The sequence below is a fragment of the Pseudomonas sp. IT-P12 genome, from assembly GCF_949767465.1.
Lineage (GTDB): Bacteria > Pseudomonadota > Gammaproteobacteria > Pseudomonadales > Pseudomonadaceae > Aquipseudomonas.
Genome location: NZ_CATKPY010000002.1, coordinates 61,476 through 79,466 on the forward strand (window position 1 = coordinate 61,476; position 17,991 = coordinate 79,466).

The following is a 17,991-nucleotide window of genomic DNA, read 5'->3' on the forward strand; positions in this document are numbered from 1 at the left end:
TAAATGACTATGCAACGCTATTCGGGCTTCGGCCTCTTCAAGCACTCTCTGAGCCATCACGAAAACTGGCAGCGGATGTGGCGCACGCCCACGCCGAAAAAAGTCTACGACGTGGTCATCGTCGGCGGTGGCGGGCACGGTCTTGCCACGGCTTACTACCTGGCCAAGGAACACGGCATCACCAACGTCGCCGTGGTCGAGAAAGGCTGGCTGGGCGGTGGCAACACTGCACGCAACACCACCATCGTTCGTTCCAACTACCTGTGGGACGAGTCGGCGCACCTGTACGAACACGCGATGAAACTGTGGGAAGGCCTGTCCCAGGACCTGAACTACAACGTGATGTTCTCCCAGCGCGGTGTCTACAACCTGTGCCACACCCTGCAGGACATCCGTGATTCCGAGCGTCGGGTCAGCGCCAACCGCCTCAACGGCGTCGACGGCGAACTGCTGGATGCCAAGCAGGTTGCCGACGAGATCCCGTACCTGGACTGCTCGAAGAACACCCGTTACCCGGTGATGGGCGCCACCGTCCAGCGTCGCGGCGGCGTGGCCCGTCACGATGCCGTGGCCTGGGGCTTTGCCCGTGCCGCCGACGCCCTGGGCGTGGACCTGATCCAGCAGACCGAAGTGATCGGTTTCCGCAAGGAAAACGGCGTGTGCATCGGTGTCGAAACCAACAAGGGTTTCATCGGCGCCAAGCGCGTTGGCGTGGTGACGGCCGGTAACTCCGGGCACATGGCCAAGCTCGCCGGCTTCCGCCTGCCAATCGAATCCCATCCGTTGCAAGCGCTGGTGTCCGAGCCGATCAAGCCGATCATCGACAGCGTGATCATGTCCAACGCCGTGCACGGTTACATCAGCCAGTCCGACAAGGGCGACCTGGTGATCGGCGCCGGCATCGACGGCTACAACGGCTATGGCCAGCGGGGTTCTTACCCGGTGATCGAGCACACCATCCAGGCCATCGTCGAGATGTTCCCGGTCCTGTCGCGCGTGCGCATGAACCGCCAGTGGGGCGGCATCGTCGACACCACGCCGGACGCTTGCCCGATCATCTCGAAAACCCCGGTCCCGAACATGTTCTTCAACTGCGGTTGGGGCACCGGCGGCTTCAAGGCCACACCGGGTTCGGGCAACGTGTTTGCCGCGAGCCTGGCCAAGGGTGAAATGCACCCATTGGCCGCCCCTTTCTCCATCGACCGTTTCCACAACGGTGCGTTGATCGATGAACACGGCGCTGCTGCGGTTGCCCACTAACAGGAGAAATCCACCATGTTGCATATCTTCTGTCCTCACTGCGGCGAACTGCGCTCCGAAGAGGAATTCCATGCATCCGGTCAGGCGCACATCCCGCGCCCACTGGACCCGAACAGCTGCACCGACGAGGAGTGGGGCGACTACATGTTCTTCCGCGACAACCCTCGTGGCCTGCACCATGAACTGTGGATCCACGCCGCCGGTTGCCGTCAGTACTTCAACGCCACCCGCGACACCGTGACCTACGAGATTCTGGAAACCTACAAGATCGGCACCAAGCCACAATTCACCGACAAGACCGACAGCCCGAAAGCGGCCGCCACGGCTCTGGGAGAGAAGGTATGAGCCAGATCAATCGCCTGTCCAACGGCGGACGGATCGACCGCAACAAAGTCCTGAGCTTCACCTTCAACGGCCAGACCTACAAAGGCTTCGAAGGCGACTCCCTGGCCGCTGCACTGCTGGCCAACGGCGTCGACATCATCGGTCGCAGCTTCAAGTATTCCCGCCCGCGGGGCATTTTCGCCGCCGGTGCCGAAGAACCGAACGCGGTGCTGCAGATCGGCGCCACCGAAGCCACGCAGATCCCCAACGTACGCGCCACGCAACAGGCGCTGTACCAGGGCCTGGTCGCCACCAGCACCAATGGCTGGCCGAGCGTGAACAACGACATGATGGGGATTCTCGGCAAGGTCGGCGGCAAGCTGATGCCACCGGGCTTCTACTACAAAACCTTCATGTACCCGCAATCGTTCTGGATGACTTACGAGAAGTACATCCGCAAGGCCGCAGGCCTGGGCCGCTCGCCGACCGAGAACGATCCGGACACCTATGACTACATGAACCAGCACTGCGACGTGCTGGTGGTGGGCGCCGGTCCTGCGGGCCTGGCGGCTGCCCTGGCGGCTGCGCGCAGCGGCGCCCGGGTGATTCTCGCCGATGAGCAGGAAGAGTTTGGCGGCAGCCTGCTCGACTCCCGCGAAAGCCTCGACGGCAAGCCCGCGACCGAATGGGTCGCCAGCGTCATCGCCGAATTGAAGAACACCCCGGACGTGCTGCTGTTGCCGCGCGCCACGGTCAACGGCTACCACGACCATAACTTCCTGACCATCCACGAACGCCTGACCGATCACCTCGGCGACCGTGCGCCGATTGGCCAGGTGCGCCAGCGCATCCACCGGGTTCGCGCCAAGCGCGTGGTCCTGGCGACCGGCGCCCACGAGCGTCCATTGGTCTACGGCAACAACGACGTGCCGGGCAACATGCTTGCCGGCGCCGTGTCGACCTACGTTCGCCGTTACGGCGTGGCTCCGGGCAAGAAGCTGGTGCTGTCGACCAACAACGATCATGCCTACCGTGTTGCACTGGATTGGCTCGATGCCAGCCTGCAAGTGGTGGCCATCGCCGACGCCCGCAGCAACCCGCGCGGTGCGCTGGTCGAAGAAGCCCGTGCCAAGGGCATCCGTATCCTGACCGGCAGCGCGGTGATCGAAGCCCGTGGCAGCAAGCACGTGACCGCTGCCCGCGTGGCCGCGATCGACGTCAAGGCCCACGCCGTGACCAGCCCTGGCGAATGGCTCGATTGCGACCTGATCGCCAGTTCCGGCGGTTACAGCCCGGTGGTTCACCTGGCATCGCACCTGGGTGGCAAGCCGACCTGGCGTGAAGACATCCTCGGTTTCGTACCGGGTGAAGCACCGCAAAAACGCGTGTGCGTCGGCGGCATCAACGGCGTCTACGGCCTCGGCGATTCCCTGGCCGATGGTTTCGAAGGCGGTGCTCGCGCTGCCAGTGAAGCCGGTTTCGGTGTGGTCGAGGGCACCTTGCCCAAAGCCCTGAGCCGTCTCGAGGAGCCGACCCTGGCGTTGTTCCAGGTGCCGCACGAAAAGAGCACCGCCCGGGCGCCGAAGCAATTCGTCGACCTGCAGAACGATGTCACCGCCGCCGCCATCGAACTGGCGACCCGCGAAGGCTTCGAGTCGGTCGAGCACGTCAAGCGCTACACCGCGCTGGGCTTCGGCACCGACCAAGGCAAGCTCGGCAACGTCAACGGCCTGGCCATTGCCGCTCGCTCGCTGAACGTGACCATCCCGCAGATGGGCACCACCATGTTCCGTCCGAACTACACGCCGGTGACCTTCGGCGCCGTGGCCGGTCGTCACTGTGGGCACATCTTCGAGCCGGTGCGCTTCACCGCGCTGCATCACTGGCACGTGAAGAACGGTGCCGAGTTCGAAGACGTCGGTCAGTGGAAACGTCCGTGGTACTTCCCGAAGAACGGTGAAGACATGCACGCCGCGGTGAAACGCGAATGCAAAGCCGTGCGCGACAGCGTCGGCCTGCTCGACGCTTCGACCCTGGGCAAGATCGACATCCAGGGCCCGGATGCGCGGGAGTTCCTCAACCGCATCTACACCAACGCCTGGACCAAGCTCGACGTGGGCAAGGCACGCTACGGCCTGATGTGCAAAGAAGACGGCATGGTGTTCGACGACGGCGTGACCGCCTGTCTGGCCGACAACCATTTCGTGATGACCACCACCACTGGCGGCGCGGCACGCGTGCTGCAATGGCTGGAAATCTACCAGCAGACTGAATGGCCGGACCTGAAGGTGTACTTCACCTCCGTGACGGATCACTGGGCAACCATGACCCTGTCCGGGCCGAACAGCCGCAAGCTGCTCAGCGAGGTCACCGACATCGACCTGAGCAACGAAGCGTTCCCGTTCATGACCTGGAAAGAAGGTCTGGTGGGTGGCGTGCCGGCGCGGGTGTTCCGGATTTCGTTCACCGGTGAACTGTCGTACGAAGTCAACGTGCAAGCCGACTACGCCATGGGCGTGCTGGAAAAAATCGTCGAGGCGGGCAAGCAGTACAACCTCACGCCGTACGGCACCGAGACCATGCACATCCTGCGGGCGGAGAAGGGCTTCATCATCGTCGGCCAGGACACCGACGGCTCGATGACCCCGGACGACCTGAACATGGGCTGGTGCGTGGGTCGCACCAAACCGTTCTCGTGGATCGGCTGGCGTGGCATGAACCGTGAAGATTGCGTGCGCGATCAGCGTAAGCAACTGGTGGGCCTGAAACCGATCGACCCGACCAAATGGCTGCCGGAAGGTGCGCAACTGGTGTTCAACACCAAGCAGGCGATCCCGATGACAATGGTCGGTCACGTCACCTCCAGCTACCTGCACAACTCCCTGGGCTATTCGTTTGCCATGGGCGTGGTCAAGGGCGGCCTGAAGCGTATCGGTGAGCGCGTGTTCGCACCGTTGGCGGATGGCAGCGTGATCGAGGCGGAGATTGTGTCTTCGGTGTTCTTCGATCCGAAGGGTGAACGCCAGAACGTTTAAGGGGCTGGGTCCTGTGGGTGTCAGCTGCACCGAGTCGTCAGATCGATTCGCGAGCAAGCCCGCTCCCACAGGATCAAAATCGCCAAGGGAATTTGAGTCAGGCAGCAATCAATGTGGGAGCGGGCTTGCTCGCGAAGGCGGCAGAACAGCCACCACAAGGTTGGAACCCACAGCAGAACAGAATTCAGGAAAGGGTGCTTTATGACCGCAGCCAATGTGTACCAACAACGCCCAACCACCGGGGCCAAGGCCGAGTCGTCGCTGCATCACGCCGACCTCGCCAGCCTGGTGGGCAAGGGTCGCAAGAGCGCCGGCGTGATCGTGCGCGAAAAGAAACTCCTCGGCCATCTGACGATTCGTGGCGATGGCCATGACGCCGCATTTGCCGCCGGCGTGCACAAGGCCCTGGGCATCGAACTGCCGGCCGCGCTGACCGTGATCGTCAAGGGTGAAACCAGCCTGCAATGGATGGGCCCGGACGAATGGCTGCTGATCGTGCCGAGCGGCGAAGAATTCGCCGCCGAGCAAAAACTGCGTGAAGCGCTGGGCGACTTGCACATCCAGATCGTCAACGTCAGCGGCGGCCAGCAGATCCTCGAACTGAGCGGCCCGAACGTGCGCCAGGTGCTGATGAAGTCCACCAGCTACGACGTGCACCCCAACAGCTTTCCGGTGGGCAAGGCCGTTGGCACTGTGTTCGCCAAGTCGCAACTGGTGATCCGCCACACCGCCGAAGACACCTGGGAACTGCTGATCCGTCGCAGCTTCTCGGACTACTGGTGGCTGTGGTTGCAGGACGCGTCGGCCGAGTACGGCCTGAGCGTGCAGGCCTGATTTATCCTCCTGTGGGAGCGGGCTTGCTCGCGAATGCGGTGGGTCAGTCGCCTTTATGCCAACTGACCCACCGCATTCGCGAGCAAGCCCGCTCCCACAGGAGGGCGCATCGACTATCAATGTTTCAGGAGTCACCCGCTATGAGCCGCGCCCCAGACACATGGATCCTGACCGCCGACTGCCCCAGCGTACTCGGCACCGTGGACGCGGTGACCCGCTTTCTGTTCGAGCAGGGCTGCTACGTGACCGAGCACCATTCCTTCGATGACCGGCTCTCGGGCCGCTTCTTCATTCGTGTGGAATTTCGCCAGCCCGACGGCTTCGACGAGCAGTCATTCCGCGCCGGCCTGCAGGAGCGCGGCGAATCCTTTGGCATGGTCTTCGAACTGACGCCGCCGCACTACCGGCCCAAAGTGGTGATCATGGTCTCCAAGGCCGATCACTGCCTCAACGACTTGCTCTACCGCCAGCGCATCGGCCAGTTGTCGATGGACGTGGCAGCGGTGGTGTCCAACCATCCGGATCTCAAGCCGTTGGCCGACTGGCACCAGATTCCGTACTACCATTTCCCGCTGGACCCGAACGACAAGCCGTCGCAGGAGCGCCAGGTGTTGCAGGTGATCGAGGAGGCCGGTGCCGAACTGGTGATCCTTGCGCGCTACATGCAGGTATTGTCGCCGGAGCTGTGCCGCAAACTCGATGGCAAGGCCATCAACATCCACCACTCGCTGCTGCCGGGGTTCAAGGGCGCCAAGCCGTATCACCAGGCCTACAACAAGGGCGTGAAACTGGTCGGCGCGACGGCGCACTACATCAACAACGACCTGGACGAAGGCCCGATCATCGCCCAGGGCGTGGAAGTGGTGGATCACAGTCATTACCCGGAGGACCTGATCGCCAAAGGGCGGGATATCGAGGGGCTGACCCTGGCGCGGGCGGTGGGTTATCACATTGAACGCAGGGTGTTCTTGAACGCCAATCGCACGGTCGTTCTTTAGTCAGCTATCGCGAGCAGGCTCGCTCCCACAGGGGCTTGTGTGTTCAAACCGGTCTACCGTGGGAGCGAGCCCGCTCGCGATAGGGCCATAACAGGCAACACAAGAAACAGCATCTGTACCCGAGCACTTAACGCGCTGCCTGCCTGGGCAACGCGGTTCCATAAAAACAACAGCGAGGTGAAAGCATGTCTGGCAATCGTGGTGTGGTGTATCTCGGCGCTGGCAAGGTCGAAGTACAGAAAATCGACTATCCGAAAATGCAGGACCCGCGCGGTCGCAAGATCGAGCACGGGGTCATTTTGAAAGTCGTCTCCACTAACATCTGCGGCTCCGACCAGCACATGGTGCGTGGCCGTACGACCGCTCAAACCGGCCTGGTCCTGGGCCATGAAATCACCGGTGAAGTGATCGAGAAGGGCAGCGACGTCGAGAACCTGAAAATCGGCGACCTGGTGTCGGTTCCGTTCAACGTGGCTTGCGGTCGCTGCCGTTCCTGCAAGGAGCAACACACCGGCGTGTGCCTGACCGTCAACCCGGCCCGTGCCGGCGGCGCCTACGGCTACGTCGACATGGGCGACTGGACCGGTGGCCAGGCCGAATACGTGCTGGTGCCGTATGCCGACTTCAACCTGCTGAAACTGCCGGATCGCGACAAGGCCATGGAGAAAATCCGTGACCTGACCTGCCTCTCCGACATCCTGCCCACCGGTTACCACGGTGCCGTGACGGCCGGTGTCGGCCCAGGCAGTACGGTGTACATCGCCGGTGCCGGTCCGGTGGGTCTGGCGGCCGCTGCTTCGGCGCGCCTGCTGGGTGCCGCCGTGGTGATCATCGGTGACGTCAACACCATTCGCCTGGCGCACGCCAAGGCCCAGGGTTTTGAAGTCGTCGACCTGTCGAAAGACGCACCGCTGCACGAACAGATCGCCGCATTGCTGGGCGAACCGGAAGTGGATTGCGCGGTGGATTGCGTGGGCTTCGAAGCCCGTGGCCACGGCCATGACGGCGTGAAACACGAAGCGCCGGCGACCGTGCTCAACTCGCTGATGGGCGTGGTGCGGGTGGCCGGCAAAATCGGTATCCCTGGCCTCTATGTCACCGAGGACCCGGGCGCTGTCGACGCCGCCGCGAAGATGGGCAGCCTGAGCATCCGCTTCGGTCTGGGCTGGGCCAAGTCCCACAGCTTCCACACCGGCCAGACCCCGGTAATGAAGTACAACCGCCAGCTGATGCAGGCGATCATGTGGGACCGTATCAACATCGCCGAAGTGGTGGGTGTGCAGGTCATCAGCCTCGATCAGGCGCCGGAAGGTTACGGCGAGTTCGATGCCGGTGTACCGAAGAAATTCGTGATCGATCCGCACAAGCTGTTCAGCGCGGCGTAGGGATCTGCGCAGAACGAAAAGGGCGACTGAGGTTGCCCTTTTTTTTGGCCGCCAGGTCGGTCGTCGGTTGGTTTCCGAAACTTGCCTGCCAATTTCCTCAGCCTTGAGCGAGTTGAGTTTTGCTTTGTGCCCGGACAGCGGGCGGGATGGCATGGTCGAAACTTGCCAAATGGCAGATCTGATAGTCCGACCGTCGATCAACTGTAGGAGCGAGCTTGCTCGCGATGGTCGTAAACGATGACGCTGGCTGACTGATACCCCGCAGCGATCACACGTTTTTCGCGAGCAAGCTCGCTCCTGCAGGGCCCCATCAATCGCCCGGATCGAGTTGGTCCAGTGCGCGGTTCACCGAGACTTCCGCCAGCATGACGATTTGCGCAATGCCCAGCAGGGTGTTGCGGCCGGGGCCGGTTTCCCGGTCGGCGAGATCGAGGGTGATGACGGCGGCGGAAGCCAGGGATTCGCTGACGCTGCCCAGCAAATCCTGAACGTGAACGTCGGGGTTGATGAAGTACATCGTACAGGGCGTGCGGGGTGTGGCTTGAATATCGGCGGCGGAGAGGGGGGCTTCGTCGGTGTCGGTTTCGGGTGGATCAGGTTTGACCTTGCGCATTGGAGGATACTCTATTGGGGGCCATCCCCTTCATGCCGCTAAGCAAAACGGGAGGCAGCTGCACGCAGGTTAGCGGACCGGGTATCCTCAACCGGTGCGCCCGAAGGCGCCCTGCGTACAGCCACCATAAAGCGGCAGGTAGGAGTAGATACCTGTGCGGTGGATGCACGTCCAAGCAAGAGGATGTGAGCCGCTAAGCCCGACCACTGACGTTCAGTGGCGGGTCAACGATAGAGCCCTCGGCCTGGCTGCACTAGCCGGCGGATTCTGGGCGGGCCGTAGGGAACGACGCAAGGTTTTGTGGCTTTCAGGAAGTAACCAGGTCCTGGTTTAAACAGCACCGATAAACAGGGTTATTTTCTGACAGGTCTCGCCTTGGGGTAAGACTTTCCGGCGATTGCCCCGGACAATTCTGATCGCTGAGGTTGAGCGGATGCCGCTATCGCGAGCCGGCTCGTTCCCACAAGGATCTGCCGTGCTCATGCTATTGGCGTAACACCCTGAAACCCGGTGGGAGCGAGCCGGCTCCGGGCGGCGTTCCGACGATGGACGACAGAACACCGCAGAACCTCTCGCCCCGGCATCACCGTTGATCGCCGCGACGGCGGACGAGGAACAATGCCTGGGGTTGTCAGTCCAACAAGCAGTTTTGGCCGTCCATTCCCGGGCGGTTTTTCATTGAGGGTGTCTGGATGAAGGTTTCACGCGGTTTTGTACTGGCATCGCTCATGACACTGGCCGCCAGTCCGGTCTTTGCGCAATTCAGTTTGGGCGACGCGGCCAATGCCATCGCCGGCATGAAGGGCGACAACGCCGCCACCAAGGCGGCGCCGACCTCGGAGACGGCGGATCTGCTGGGGGCGCTCAGCCAGTTGGACGTGACACCGCAACAAGCCGTCGGCGGCACCGGGGCGATGTTGGGTTTGGCCAAGAATCAGCTGAGCACCACTGATTACGCCGAGTTGGCCAAGAGCGTGCCCGGTATCGACAAGCTCTCGGGTGGCGGTGAGTTGGGCGCGCTCGCCAGCCTGCTGGGCTCCAATGGCAAGGCCGCCGGCCTGGACAATGCCCTGGGCAACGTCAAGGACACCAATGACCTGAACAACGCCTTCAGCGCCCTGGGGATGGACAGCGGCATGATCGGCCAGTTTGCCCCGGTGATCCTGCAGTACCTCGGTCAACAGGGCGTCGGCGGTTCGTTGCTGCAAAGCCTGGGCGGTATCTGGGGCACCGGCAGCTGATTCAGCGGCGCTCGGCGCGCAAGGCGGCGATGCGCTGGTCCTTCTCGGTCCAGAGCTGGTTGACCCAGTTCTGCACCGTTTCGCGAAACTGCGGATCGTTTTCGTAATCGCCCTGCCACAGCGCCGGGTCGAGTTCACGGGTGTGGATGTCGATGATCACCCTCGGCACATTGCCGCTGATCAAATCCCAGAAACCCGGAATCTGCGCCTGCGGGTACACCACCGTCACGTCGAGAATGGCATCCAGCTGTTCGCCCATCGCCGCCAGCACGAAGGCCACGCCGCCGGCCTTGGGCTTGAGCAGATGGCTGAACGGTGATTGCTGCTGGGTGCTTTTCGCCAGGGTGTAGCGGGTGCCTTCCAGGTAATTCACCACCGTCACCGGTTGGCGTTTGAACAGTTCGCACGCAGCCTTGGTGATCTCCAGGTCCTTGCCCGCCAGCTCCGGGTTTTTCGCCAGAAAGGCCTTGGTGTAGCGTTTCATGAACGGGTAATCCAGCGCCCACCACGCCAGCCCGAGGAACGGTACCCAGATCAGTTCTTTCTTGAGGAAGAATTTGAAAAACGGGGTGCGCCGGTTGAGCGTCTGGATCAGCGCCGGAATGTCGACCCAGGATTGATGGTTGCTGATCACCAGGTACGAGGTGTCGCGCCGCAGGTCGTCGCCGCCACGAATGTCCCACTGGGTAGGGATGCACAGGCGGAAGATCAGCTTGTCGATTTCCGACCAGGTCTCGGCGATCCACATCACCGACCAGGACGCGTAATCGCGAAAACGACCCGGCAAGACCAGCTTGAGCAGGGCAAACACCATCAACGGTCCGATCAGGACCAGGGTGTTGAGCAACAGCAGCAGGGCGACGAAACAGCCGGTGAGCAGGCGGCGCATAGGCAACTCTTGAAAGCGTTTGGGCGGGCCATGATAAGCAGGTTCGGGTGGCAGGCCAAATGCGAGGTTACAAATGTTTCACCTGAGCGGCGCCAAGCTCGAATACATCGTCAGGCACCAAGGCCCCTCGCGAGCAGGCTCGTTCTCAAAGGAGTCAGCGTTCCAATGTGGGAGCGAGCCTGCTCGCGATGCAATCTGAAGAACGAACGATTAGCCAACTGACGGTCTAAAATCCCGCTGCCACTTCTTTCAAGGACAATCGTCACGTGAAATCTTTACTTGCAATTTTGGCCGTCGTTGCCCTGCCGGTCATGGCCGCCGAGCCCACCCTTTATGGCCGATACGAATACATCGCGCTGCCGGAAATCGGCGGTGAAGTGCTCAAGGCGAAAATGGACACCGGCGCGCTGACCGCCTCGCTGTCGGCCAAGGACATCGAAACCTTCACTCGGGATGGCGAGGAATGGGTGCGTTTCCGCCTCGCCACCAAGGACGCGAGCAACAAGGTCTACGAGCACAAGATCGCGCGCATCAGCAAGATCAAGACCCGCTCCGAAGAGGACGACGACGAAGAAGTGGCGGCGCCCACCAAACGTCCGGTGGTCGACCTGGAACTGTGCCTGGGCAACGTCAAGCGCACCGTCGAGGTCAACCTCACCGACCGCAGCAGTTTCAACTACCCGCTGCTGATCGGAGCCAAGGCCCTGCGCGAGTTTGGCGCGGCGGTGAATCCGGCGCGGCGGTTTACGGCGGATAAGCCGGATTGTTGAGTCAGCGCTTTCCCCAATACCGCTTAGTGATTTTGGTATGAATAGCGTCGCGGATTCGCCTATGCGTTGCATCGACTTCAAATGCTAGTCTGGAAGGCCCCGGGGTTGTCCGTACGAGTTCATCGTTGCGTAGCAATTCCTCCACGGGCGCATCTGATGCACTTCTCCTCGCGTTTTCCAGTAAGGCGTCGTATTGGCCGGGAGCTTGCATAGGAGGAAATTCGCTGTAATCAATAGGGGTCGACAAGCTCCGACGCGAGGCTGGAGGAGAGGATGAACGACTTTCAAACATTGAATAATTCAGATCGTCGCCAAGGTAATCTTCTGGTATTAAATCATTGACCGTTTTATCCGAGGTGAAAGGTGGCGGAGTCGTCGTTTTAGGTGAAGGCGGTAAAGCCGGGCTGCTGTCGGCAATCACCACTGATGTGGAGCTGCTCTTTCTCATGCCTTTGGGTTTTTTTCCAAAGAACCTGCGGATTCCCTTGAGTAATTTCCACGCCCGCCCTGAAGGGTCAACCCTGCCCACCGGGTTAGCGTCGCAGTACACGTAAGCATTGAACCCGCCTGCCCGGAAAGGGCTTTCCCTGTCCGGCTTGATGAACCGCATCAACACCGGGCTGTACTGCCGATACCCCTTGCCCAAATGATAATGCCCGGTCAGTGGATCAGGCAGCTCTCCATTGAACCCGAGCCGGCTGAACCATGCGGATTCCCGTGGATGATGACCAAAGGGCATGTAGGCGATGGGATCAGCGTTATCGGTGTTGAGAACACCCACTATCGACCGTTGCTGATCAGAGGCCAGCAGAGTTGTCTTGTCAGTATGCGCACGCATTTCATCGATCCCCGTAAGGCCAGAAAACCGCACATTCAGCATCCCTCCTTTTCTGCCTTTTGCCCACTATCAGAACTGCTAGGGTCGGACCCGCACCCGGACTGCCGATTGACGCCAGTGCGGCCTTGCGTCACCGTTCGCCCACTCCATTGTCGGGCTCGGACGCCATGCCTCACATTCTGATTGTCGAAGACGAAGCGGCGATTGCCGATACGCTGATTTTTGCCCTGCAGGGCGAAGGCTTCAGCACGACGTGGCTGAGCCTGGGCGGCGACGCGCTGGCGCATCAGCGGCAGACGCCGGCTGACCTGATCATTCTCGACATCGGGCTGCCTGACATCACCGGCTTTGAAACCTGCAAGCAGCTGCGCCGCTTCAGCGAAGTCCCGGTGATTTTCCTCAGTGCCCGGGACGCCGAAATCGACCGGGTCGTGGGCCTGGAGATCGGCGCCGACGATTACGTGGTCAAGCCTTTCAGCCCCCGGGAAGTGACGGCGAGGGTCCGGGCGATTCTCAAGCGCATGGCGCCGCGCGTGGAGGCGCAGACGTCGTCGGCCTTGTTCCGTATCGACAGCGAACGGGTGCAGATCAGTTATCGCAGCCAGTGGCTGACCCTGACCCGCCACGAATTCCGCTTGCTGCAATGCCTGCTGGAACAGCCCGAACGGGTGTTCAGTCGCGAGCAGTTGCTCGATGCACTGGGGGTAGCCGCCGACGCCGGTTATGAGCGCAGCATCGACAGCCACATCAAGAGCGTGCGTGCCAAGTTGCGCGAGGTGAAGGCTGACGCCGAGCCGATCCAGACCCATCGCGGGCTCGGCTACAGCTACAATCCGGGGCACAGCTGATGCCGTTGGGGATGCGGATTTTCCTGGTCTATGTGCTATTCATCAGCCTGACCGGCTATTTCGTGCTCAGCACCGTGATGGAGGAAATCCGCCCCGGCGTGCGCCAGTCCACCGAAGAAACCCTGGTCGACACGGCCAACCTGATGGCCGAGATCCTGCGCGACGATTTCAAGGCCGGCACCCTCAACCAGAATCGCTGGCCGCAACTGCTCAAGGCCTATGGCGAACGACAACCGAAGGCGAACATCTGGGGGTTGCCGAAGAATCAGGTCAACCACCGCATCTACGTCACCGACGCCAAGGGGATCGTGGTGCTGGACTCCAGCGGCGTCGCGGTCGGCCAGGATTATTCGCGCTGGAACGACGTGCTGCTGACCCTGCGCGGTGAATACGGTGCCCGCTCCAGTCGCAGCGATCCGAACGATGCCAGCTCTTCGGTGATGCACGTGGGCGCCGCCATTCGCGATAACGGTCAGATCATCGGCGTGGTCACCGTGGCCAAGCCCAACAGTTCGCTGCAGCCCTACGTCGATCGCACCGAGCGACGGCTCCTGGCCTATGGCGCCGGACTGATTGGCCTCGGTCTACTGTTTGGCGCGCTGCTGTCTTGGTGGCTGAGCGCGGCACTGCGGCGCTTGACCGCGTATGCGCAGGCGGTGAGTGAAGGTCGACGGGTCGAGGTGCCGCATTATCGCGGCGGCGAACTGGAACAACTGGCGAGCGCCGTGGAGCAGATGCGCACGCAGCTCGAAGGCAAGGCGTACGTCGAGCGTTACGTGCACACACTGACCCACGAATTGAAAAGCCCGCTGGCGGCGATTCGCGGTGCGGCAGAGTTGCTGCAAGGGGAAATGCCCTTGGCGCAACGGCAGCGATTCGTGAGCAACATCGACAACGAAAGCGTGCGCCTGCAACAGTTGATCGAGCGCTTGTTGAACCTGGCCCTGGTCGAGCAGCGCCAAGGGCTGGAAGAACGGGTGGCGGTGCCGTTGGCGAGCCTGGTCGACGAGTTGCTGAGCACGCAGGCCGCACGCATCGAAGGCAAGCAGCTGCGCGTGGAGCAGGCGATTGCCGGGGACCTGGTGCTGATGGGCGAGCCGTTTCTGTTGCGCCAGGCGCTGGCGAACCTGTTGGAGAACGCCCTGGACTTCACCCCGCCTCAGGGCGTGTTGCGCTTGAGCGCCGAACGGCTGGGCGAGCAGGTCGAGATCAAATTGTTCAACCAGGCCGAGGCGATTCCCGACTATGCGCTGCCGCGCCTGAGCGAGCGCTTCTATTCCCTGCCGCGTCCGGACAGTGGGCGCAAGAGCACGGGGCTGGGGCTGAATTTTGTCGAGGAGGTTGCCAAGTTGCATGGCGGGAGCCTGGAGGTTGGCAATGTCGAGGGTGGGGTGGCGGTGATTTTGCGGCTGCCTTAGGACTGGGGCGGATGTATCGCGAGCAGGCTCGCTCCCACAAAAGAGCGCATTCCAATGGGGGAGCGAGCCTGCTCGCGATAACGGCGGCCAATTCTCCACACAATCTTCATATTCCCCCCACAAAGCCCCCACACACCGATTCCAGACTCTCTGCATCCAAACAGGGAGAGTCCCATGAACCGCAATCTGACCTTTAAACTCGGGGCCATCGCCCTGTTGATTCTGTTGTTACTGATCCCGTTGTTGCTGATCGACGGCGTGATCCAGGAGCGACAGCAACTGCGCGATGGCGTGCTGGAAGACATCGCCCGCAGCTCCAGCTACAGCCAGCAATTGAGCGGGCCGTTGATGGTGGTGCCCTACCGCAAGGTGGTGCGCACCTGGAAGCTCAACGAAAAGACCAACCAGCGTTACCAGGAAGTCGGTGAGGAGCGGGGGCGTTTGTACTTCCTGCCGGAACGCTTCGAACTCGATGGCCAGGTGCAGACCGAACTCCGCGCCCGTGGTATCTATCAAGCGCGCCTGTTCCATGCCGACAACCGCATCAACGGCCATTTCTCGCTGCCGGCCCAACTGGGCATCAAGGAAGACTTCGCCGATTACCAGTTCGACCAGCCATTCCTGGCGGTGGGTATCAGTGACATTCGCGGCATCGAGAACGCCTTGAAACTCGAACTCGGCGGCCAGCGCCTGGACTTCGTTCCCGGCAGCCAGGTGGGCTGGCTGGGTGAGGGCGTCCATGTGATGCTGCCGACGCTGGACGCCCGGCAAACCGCACAACTGACGTTCGCCTTCGACCTGAAACTGCAAGGCACCGGCCAGTTGCAGGTGCTGCCGGTGGGCAAGACCAGCACGGTATCGTTGACCGCCAACTGGCCGCACCCCAGTTTCATCGGCAACTACCTGCCGGCCCGGCGCGACATCAGCGACCAGGGTTTCTCCGCCGAATGGCAGACCTCGTTTTTCTCCACCAACCTGCAGGAAGCCCTTAACGATTGCGTGTTGCGACGCAGCTGCGAGGCGTTCAATGGGCGCAGCTTTGGCGTGAGCTTCATCGACCCGGTGGACCAGTATCTGAAAAGCGACCGGGCGATCAAATACGCGCTGTTGTTCATCGTCCTGACCTTCGCCGGCTTCTTCCTGTTCGAAGTGCTGAAAAGCCTCGCGGTGCACCCGGTGCAATACGCCCTGGTCGGCGTGGCGCTGGCGTTCTTTTACCTGCTGTTGCTGTCGCTGTCCGAGCACATCGGCTTTGCCCTGGCGTATCTGCTGTCGGCCAGTGCCTGTGTGTCGTTGATCGGGTTCTACGTCTGCCACGTGCTGCGCAGCGTGCGCCACGGCTTGAGTTTTTCGGCGGGGCTGACGACGTTGTATGGCTTGCTGTATGGCTTGTTGAGCGCCGAGGACTACGCGCTGTTGATGGGCTCGGGGCTGCTGTTCGGCGTGCTCGGGGTGTTCATGGTGCTGACGCGCAAGCTGGACTGGTATGGCGTCGGACAGAAGGCAGGCAAGCCGCTGGCGTTTGATCTGGGAGAGGTGAAATGAGCCGTTCGGTAGGTTTGCGCGAGGATCAGGCGTTGGGGAAACACCTGGCGGCCTTGATCGCCAGGTTGTTTCCACCTCGTGCATCGGGTACCTGACGCTTACCCTTTCAACCAGCCTGGAAGTTTCGCATTGGGTGTTCCTATTGCCGCGTAAAACTGCAGCTTTCTTTCTCTTTGAATACCTCTATTCCGAACGTCGAGATTTTTTGTTTGTATGGCGCCAGCCCGGGGGATCTGGCCAAACGCTTTCAGTTCCTCATCAGGGATGTTGTGAGCCGCGACTACCCACTCGCTAACAGACATTTTTTCAGCCCCGTGAACATCTCTGGAATAAGTAACTCCGAATATCTCCTGGTGCATGGAGTTGAGCTTTCGGCGAGTGTGGGAAGTGCCAATGGTCGACGTAGGGTTTTGGTTGGGAGCTAGGGCCGAGGGGGTTTTCGGTGTTGGGGCAATGTCGATACCCTTATAGGGTTTGATGGAATCGTAGCCGGACGAAAAACTGTTGAGGCGTCTGTTTGTTCCGACCGAGCCGACAACTTGACTCAAAGTCGGAGCAGGCGCAGGTACGTTTCTGGCAATCGCCAAACGGGGGAGTCTTGGCATGTTGAACATGCCGAGATCATCCAGGCGTGACAGAAGAGAAGTGAACGCGTGGCCATCCGGATCGTACCGATTCCTTGGATCTCCCCCGCAATAAACATAGGCATTCAGCCAGCCCTTCTGGAAAGGACTCTCCAAATCCGGCTTTGAAAACCGCATCAAGACCGGGCTATACATTCGATAGCCGTTGCCCAGTGAATAGCATCCAGACATTGACTCGCGGAGTGCGCCGTTAAACCGAAGCTGACTTGGCGAATCTCCCCCTGTTGGGGAGTCGCCGTAAGGCGTATAGGCAATGGCGTTGTTCCCGGTCATATCGGCGGCACTCAACACCGAGCCGGCATGGTCTGTAGCTAACAAAATTGTTTTACGACCGTGCATTTGACTGATCTCCGATGCGAATTGGAGGTGGTTCAGTATCGTCCATTTGGGTACACGTCGCTCATCTCCGGACCCATTTTCCAGCGCGCATGCCGCTCATCTTCGTATGCATATTGCTCGCGGAGCTTCCGGGCTCGTATACGGGCAATTGCCTCCGCTGTATCCGGATGCGATACGCCGAGAAGCTGCTTGCGTGTTAACCCTTTTTTAGAGTTAGCCAACAAACCAGTCACATCGTTTACGAAGGCAGTGTCAGCGGGTGCAGAACCTTCAATCGTGCTGATCGATATCAGCCGTTCGGTGTAATTTTTTTCCTTGATGCTGAGCGTGTTGACCCCTGAGCGGTAAGCCTCGATGCGTTTGGTTGTTGTGATCTGTAGCCGTCCGTTATCTGCAATTTTTTGTATGTAGATCTTGTTTTTCCATGCGCTTGCTTTGACAGATCGCGTAACGAAGTCGCCAAACACGGTACCAACGGCAGGGTTTTGATCAAACACGTGTGTCAGCGGATAAGGGTAACTGGTGATCTTGTTATTGATTAGCGCAGCTTTCTGGGCAGCGGCGTGTGGCCTGAACCCCAGTATTTTTCCTATAAACTTACCAACGTGCCCGGTGGGGTCAACTTGATTTATTGGATCTGCCGCGCAATACACGTACACATTCACTCCAGCCTCCCGAAATGGGCCCCAGTTGTCCGGACTGTTGAATCGCATGAATGCCGGGTTGTACTGCCGATAACCGTTACCTAAATGATAATGGCCGGTGAGTGAATCCGGCTGTTGTCCGGTAAATCCCAGCAAAGGGCACAAGCCACTGCCCGTGGGGCGGTGACCGTACGGGCCGTACGCGATGGAGTGAGGCCGACCCGTCCCCAGGACCGCCGATATCGAGCCTTGTTGATCACTCGCAAGCAGTAAGGTCGAGTGCGATTGGCTTTGCATTGCTCAAGCTCCAAACAGCCGAAAAATGCTGGATCTTGAGCATCGTCGCTTTGGCAGTGTTTGACCACT

The 17,991-nt window shown here is 60.7% G+C and carries 16 protein-coding genes; 11 read left to right on the forward strand and 5 right to left on the reverse strand.

Going from position 1 to position 17,991, the window contains the following annotated elements:
* Positions 1 to 9 precede the first annotated feature (9 nt).
* The 6 genes from ACM6IM_RS01145 (at position 10) to fdhA (ending at position 7,836) form a co-directional block, all read left to right on the forward strand.
* Positions 10 to 1,260, forward strand: coding sequence for a sarcosine oxidase subunit beta (locus ACM6IM_RS01145; protein WP_007980419.1), 1,251 nt, complete (start codon positions 10 to 12; stop codon positions 1,258 to 1,260).
* 15 nt (positions 1,261 to 1,275) lie between these two features.
* Positions 1,276 to 1,605, forward strand: coding sequence for a sarcosine oxidase subunit delta (locus ACM6IM_RS01150; RefSeq protein ID WP_192306643.1), 330 nt, complete (start codon positions 1,276 to 1,278; stop codon positions 1,603 to 1,605).
* On the forward strand, positions 1,602 to 4,619 hold the full coding sequence (locus ACM6IM_RS01155) for a sarcosine oxidase subunit alpha (RefSeq protein ID WP_192306640.1): 3,018 nt from the start codon (positions 1,602 to 1,604) through the stop codon (positions 4,617 to 4,619). Before ACM6IM_RS01150 ends, ACM6IM_RS01155 begins: the two co-directional genes overlap by 4 nt.
* A 201-nt stretch (positions 4,620 to 4,820) precedes the next feature.
* Positions 4,821 to 5,453, forward strand: a complete 633-nt coding sequence (locus ACM6IM_RS01160; RefSeq protein WP_192306638.1) for a sarcosine oxidase subunit gamma — start codon at positions 4,821 to 4,823, stop codon at positions 5,451 to 5,453.
* 140 nt (positions 5,454 to 5,593) lie between these two features.
* Entirely contained in the window at positions 5,594 to 6,451 is an 858-nt protein-coding gene (gene purU / locus ACM6IM_RS01165) for a formyltetrahydrofolate deformylase (protein ID WP_077046872.1), read from the forward strand.
* Positions 6,452 to 6,636: 185 nt separating this feature from the next.
* Positions 6,637 to 7,836: a formaldehyde dehydrogenase, glutathione-independent gene (fdhA, locus tag ACM6IM_RS01170; protein ID WP_077046871.1), complete on the forward strand. Its 1,200-nt coding sequence runs from the start codon at positions 6,637 to 6,639 to the stop codon at positions 7,834 to 7,836.
* Between the two features lie 310 nt (positions 7,837 to 8,146).
* Here the strand turns inward: fdhA and ACM6IM_RS01175 are convergent, their stop codons facing one another.
* Positions 8,147 to 8,449 carry a DUF6124 family protein gene (locus ACM6IM_RS01175; protein WP_414863942.1) on the reverse strand — a complete coding sequence of 101 codons (303 nt, stop codon included), beginning with the start codon at positions 8,447 to 8,449 and terminating at the stop codon, positions 8,147 to 8,149.
* A gap of 692 nt (positions 8,450 to 9,141) precedes the next feature.
* Here ACM6IM_RS01175 and ACM6IM_RS01180 point away from each other — a divergent pair.
* The gene (locus tag ACM6IM_RS01180) at positions 9,142 to 9,690 is read left to right on the forward strand and encodes a DUF2780 domain-containing protein (protein WP_201191787.1); all 549 of its coding nucleotides are present in this window, start codon (positions 9,142 to 9,144) and stop codon (positions 9,688 to 9,690) included.
* Between the two features lies 1 nt (position 9,691).
* On the opposite strand, the gene ACM6IM_RS01185 is transcribed toward ACM6IM_RS01180, so the two are convergent.
* Entirely contained in the window at positions 9,692 to 10,579 is an 888-nt protein-coding gene (locus ACM6IM_RS01185; protein WP_414863943.1) for an acyltransferase, read from the reverse strand.
* A 266-nt stretch (positions 10,580 to 10,845) separates the two neighbouring features.
* On the opposite strand from ACM6IM_RS01185, the gene ACM6IM_RS01190 reads away from it, so the two are divergent.
* On the forward strand, positions 10,846 to 11,349 hold the full coding sequence (locus tag ACM6IM_RS01190) for an ATP-dependent zinc protease (RefSeq protein ID WP_192306628.1): 504 nt from the start codon (positions 10,846 to 10,848) through the stop codon (positions 11,347 to 11,349).
* A 1-nt stretch (position 11,350) separates the two neighbouring features.
* Here ACM6IM_RS01190 and ACM6IM_RS01195 read toward each other — a convergent pair whose 3' ends face one another.
* Positions 11,351 to 12,229: an RHS repeat-associated core domain-containing protein gene (locus ACM6IM_RS01195; RefSeq protein WP_414863944.1), complete on the reverse strand. Its 879-nt coding sequence runs from the start codon at positions 12,227 to 12,229 to the stop codon at positions 11,351 to 11,353.
* Positions 12,230 to 12,354: 125 nt separating this feature from the next.
* Between ACM6IM_RS01195 and creB the strand changes: the two genes are divergently transcribed.
* The 3 genes from creB to creD all read left to right on the forward strand — a co-directional run bounded on the left by creB (position 12,355) and on the right by creD (position 15,998).
* A complete protein-coding gene (gene creB, locus ACM6IM_RS01200) occupies positions 12,355 to 13,035 on the forward strand; it encodes a two-component system response regulator CreB (protein ID WP_201191793.1) in 681 nt (226 codons plus the stop codon).
* Positions 13,035 to 14,453 carry a two-component system sensor histidine kinase CreC gene (creC, locus tag ACM6IM_RS01205; RefSeq protein WP_414863945.1) on the forward strand — a complete coding sequence of 473 codons (1,419 nt, stop codon included), beginning with the start codon at positions 13,035 to 13,037 and terminating at the stop codon, positions 14,451 to 14,453. The genes creB and creC overlap by 1 nt, the downstream gene beginning before the upstream one ends.
* 174 nt (positions 14,454 to 14,627) lie before the next feature.
* On the forward strand, positions 14,628 to 15,998 hold the full coding sequence (creD, locus tag ACM6IM_RS01210) for a cell envelope integrity protein CreD (RefSeq protein WP_414863946.1): 1,371 nt from the start codon (positions 14,628 to 14,630) through the stop codon (positions 15,996 to 15,998).
* 98 nt (positions 15,999 to 16,096) lie between these two features.
* Here the strand turns inward: creD and ACM6IM_RS01215 are convergent, their stop codons facing one another.
* Together ACM6IM_RS01215 and ACM6IM_RS01220 are read right to left on the reverse strand one after the other, a co-directional pair.
* On the reverse strand, positions 16,097 to 16,981 hold the full coding sequence (locus ACM6IM_RS01215) for an RHS repeat-associated core domain-containing protein (protein ID WP_414863947.1): 885 nt from the start codon (positions 16,979 to 16,981) through the stop codon (positions 16,097 to 16,099).
* 32 nt (positions 16,982 to 17,013) lie between these two features.
* The gene (locus tag ACM6IM_RS01220) at positions 17,014 to 17,922 is read right to left on the reverse strand and encodes an RHS repeat-associated core domain-containing protein (protein WP_414863948.1); all 909 of its coding nucleotides are present in this window, start codon (positions 17,920 to 17,922) and stop codon (positions 17,014 to 17,016) included.
* Positions 17,923 to 17,991: the final 69 nt, after the last annotated feature.

Excerpts from the sequence above, each read along its gene's own strand:
- creC (WP_414863945.1), top strand. The coding sequence starts at position 13,035 with ATGCCGTTGGGGATGCGGATTTTCCTGGTCTATGTGCTATTCATCAGC.
- creB (WP_201191793.1), top strand. The coding sequence starts at position 12,355 with ATGCCTCACATTCTGATTGTCGAAGACGAAGCGGCGATTGCCGATACG.
- creD (WP_414863946.1), top strand. The coding sequence starts at position 14,628 with ATGAACCGCAATCTGACCTTTAAACTCGGGGCCATCGCCCTGTTGATT.
- ACM6IM_RS01175 (WP_414863942.1), bottom strand. The coding sequence starts at position 8,449 with ATGCGCAAGGTCAAACCTGATCCACCCGAAACCGACACCGACGAAGCC.
- ACM6IM_RS01160 (WP_192306638.1), top strand. The coding sequence starts at position 4,821 with ATGACCGCAGCCAATGTGTACCAACAACGCCCAACCACCGGGGCCAAG.
- purU (WP_077046872.1), top strand. The coding sequence starts at position 5,594 with ATGAGCCGCGCCCCAGACACATGGATCCTGACCGCCGACTGCCCCAGC.
- ACM6IM_RS01220 (WP_414863948.1), bottom strand. The coding sequence starts at position 17,922 with ATGCAAAGCCAATCGCACTCGACCTTACTGCTTGCGAGTGATCAACAA.
- ACM6IM_RS01155 (WP_192306640.1), top strand. The coding sequence starts at position 1,602 with ATGAGCCAGATCAATCGCCTGTCCAACGGCGGACGGATCGACCGCAAC.
- fdhA (WP_077046871.1), top strand. The coding sequence starts at position 6,637 with ATGTCTGGCAATCGTGGTGTGGTGTATCTCGGCGCTGGCAAGGTCGAA.
- ACM6IM_RS01195 (WP_414863944.1), bottom strand. The coding sequence starts at position 12,229 with ATGCTGAATGTGCGGTTTTCTGGCCTTACGGGGATCGATGAAATGCGT.
- ACM6IM_RS01185 (WP_414863943.1), bottom strand. The coding sequence starts at position 10,579 with ATGCGCCGCCTGCTCACCGGCTGTTTCGTCGCCCTGCTGCTGTTGCTC.
- ACM6IM_RS01180 (WP_201191787.1), top strand. The coding sequence starts at position 9,142 with ATGAAGGTTTCACGCGGTTTTGTACTGGCATCGCTCATGACACTGGCC.
- ACM6IM_RS01215 (WP_414863947.1), bottom strand. The coding sequence starts at position 16,981 with ATGCACGGTCGTAAAACAATTTTGTTAGCTACAGACCATGCCGGCTCG.
- ACM6IM_RS01150 (WP_192306643.1), top strand. The coding sequence starts at position 1,276 with ATGTTGCATATCTTCTGTCCTCACTGCGGCGAACTGCGCTCCGAAGAG.
- ACM6IM_RS01145 (WP_007980419.1), top strand. The coding sequence starts at position 10 with ATGCAACGCTATTCGGGCTTCGGCCTCTTCAAGCACTCTCTGAGCCAT.